Source organism: Vibrio sp. 10N.222.46.A1 (assembly GCF_041473595.1).
In the GTDB taxonomy this organism is placed as follows: Bacteria; Pseudomonadota; Gammaproteobacteria; order Enterobacterales; family Vibrionaceae; genus Vibrio; species Vibrio tasmaniensis_A.
In genome coordinates this window covers 1-2,162 of the sequence record NZ_JBFRSN010001212.1, presented here as the reverse complement: position 1 = coordinate 2,162, position 2,162 = coordinate 1, and the positions used below count along the sequence as shown (strand labels likewise).

Genomic DNA, 2,162 nt, shown 5'->3' with positions numbered 1-2,162 from the left:
CACCAAGAAACAGCATTAAACAGATAGGGCCTGTTACTGACGCCGAAAACGCAAACTGTTCCCAAAGTGTGTTCATTGTTTTTCCTTTGTTAGTCGATTTCAATTTCCTTTGAATACTGTCGCATTTTTCCACAGTTCTTTGATAAGACAAAATGAATACCAAGGGTTAAGTAAAAAACCTTGAAAAAAAGAACGAACGTGCTAAAAATGAAACATGAGATTTATTATTGGTGAATAATGAGCAAGGGAAAGATAACCAAAGAGTATATTTTGAGCCATGCATTCGCGCTTGCGAGTGAGAATGGGCTTGAGAGTTTGACGATTGGCGAGTTAGCCAAGCAGTGTGGCATGTCTAAGAGTGGATTGTTTGCGCACTTCAACTCTAAAGAAAACCTGCAACTCTCTGTACTCGAGTACTCCAACGCCATATTCACTGAGAGAGTCATTATTCCCGCAAGAGAGCTGGGGGATGGTGATATCGAAGCGAAATTGAAACAGTTGCTCGACAATTGGTTGGGTTGGAATCATTCATTCCAAGGCAGCTGCATGTTTATTGATGCTTGGAAAGATGCAGGCAGCGAAACCTCTGTGATTCAGAAGGCACTGCAAAAAACCATTTCAGTGTGGATTGATTACTTGACGATTCAGGTAGCAAAAGCGGTTGAAAGCAAACAATTCAGAACTGATTTAGACCCGAAACAGGCAACCTTCGAGTTGTACGGTCTCTATTTAAGTGCGAACTTGTTCTACTCATTACGAGGGCAACAAGCGAGCCACACTCATTTTTGGAGTGGTGTCGAGCGCTTGGTAGCCAGTTGGAAAGCGGTTTAATACATACAGAAGGTTAACTCGCAAATCATGTGAGTCTTGCTGAAGTAAGGTTTACAACAAAATTTTAGAGAAGTGGCGGCAAGCCGTCATAAACAGCGCTATCGCCATTTTTTATACTAACAAATAGCACGGTCGTTCGATTTTTAGGGCCGAGCTCGATCCGCCAATAATGATGGCGATACAAGGAACGGTCATGAGTGACAAAATCTATTTCAATACATCGAACAAGTTCAGCTTCAAGCGTAGCTTGATTGGCGCTACAACCAATCTGCACTACATCCTAGCACCGAGCCACGCAAAGAAAACGGCACGTAAGCTGCTGCTCACTCCAATGCGTACTGAGCAGAAAAATGCCGATCCGCAAGGGCTTATCAAGAGTGAAATCAAAGGTCGTGATGGCGTCTTAAAAACGTATTCTTTGGGCACGGGTCCAGTTTGGGTTCTGACTCATGGTTGGTCTGGCACCGCGAGTCAGTTCTTCCCTCTGATGGAACATATTGCAGCCAAAGGTTTTACGGCTCTGGCTTATGATCACCCGGCGCACGGTGGCAGTGATGGCGTACATGGTCATATCCCAGCGTTTGTGAACGGTCTTGAAGCCATTCTCGATTCAGTGGGAGAGGTAGCAGGTTTGGTCGGTCACAGCATGGGTACCGCGTCTGCATTGGAATGTAAGCACGTTAAATTGGAAAACAAGCCGTTATTGCTGATTGCACCTGTACTGGATTATCTAGAAAACCTATTTGGCAGTGTTGCTCGTTCTGGTTACTCAATGAAACTGTTTGAGGCGGTAGTCGGAGAAGTAGAAGAGCAATTTAACTACCCGATTCAATCTGTTGATCCTTATGGAAAGCTAGCGCTTCGTGAGTCTCAAACTATCATTGTTCATGATGAACAAGATAAGTTTACTAAGTTTGATGTGTCGAAGCGTGCAGCCTATGAAATGGATCTTGTCACCTTAATCGCGACTCAAGGCCAAGGCCACGGACGAGTGATGAAGTGCCCGCAAGTGTTTGAGAGTTTTGATAACTTGATTGGCTAAGTTTAACGAATCAAGCAAGTAGAACGCCAATTAAGAAAACATAATAAAAAGGCCAACCAGAGGTTATCTGGTTGGCCTTTACTTTTAGGTGTTTAGTTAATGTTTAGCTAAACCCTACTTTTAGTTAGCACAGCTTGCTGGGCCGATCTCTTTCCACACGCCCCATTGGCCTGTCGTTGTTGGATCTTCACCAGTTGTCCACCATTTCGCTTCCCAAACCTTACCGCCTTGAGTTACTTGGTCGCCGCCAGTGTAGACCGCATTTGAATCCCAAGCGTTAGTACAAGTA

Annotated in this window: 3 protein-coding genes; 2 read left to right on the top strand and 1 reads right to left on the bottom strand. The window is 44.4% G+C overall.

The genetic code is table 11. From position 1 onward, the window contains the following. Positions 1–237: 237 nt before the first annotated feature. On the top strand, positions 238–831 hold the full coding sequence (locus AB4496_RS25285; RefSeq protein WP_009846121.1) for a TetR/AcrR family transcriptional regulator: 594 nt from the start codon (positions 238–240) through the stop codon (positions 829–831). 193 nt (positions 832–1,024) lie between these two features. Then, on the top strand, positions 1,025–1,873 hold the full coding sequence (locus AB4496_RS25280; RefSeq protein WP_009846122.1) for an alpha/beta hydrolase: 849 nt from the start codon (positions 1,025–1,027) through the stop codon (positions 1,871–1,873). 120 nt (positions 1,874–1,993) lie between these two features. Here the strand turns inward: AB4496_RS25280 and AB4496_RS25275 are convergent. Continuing rightward, on the bottom strand, positions 1,994–2,162 hold a 169-nt coding region (locus AB4496_RS25275), incomplete at its 5' end, for a carbohydrate-binding protein (RefSeq protein ID WP_372132579.1).

Excerpts from the sequence above, each read along its gene's own strand:
- AB4496_RS25285 (WP_009846121.1), top strand. The coding sequence starts at position 238 with ATGAGCAAGGGAAAGATAACCAAAGAGTATATTTTGAGCCATGCATTC.
- AB4496_RS25280 (WP_009846122.1), top strand. The coding sequence starts at position 1,025 with ATGAGTGACAAAATCTATTTCAATACATCGAACAAGTTCAGCTTCAAG.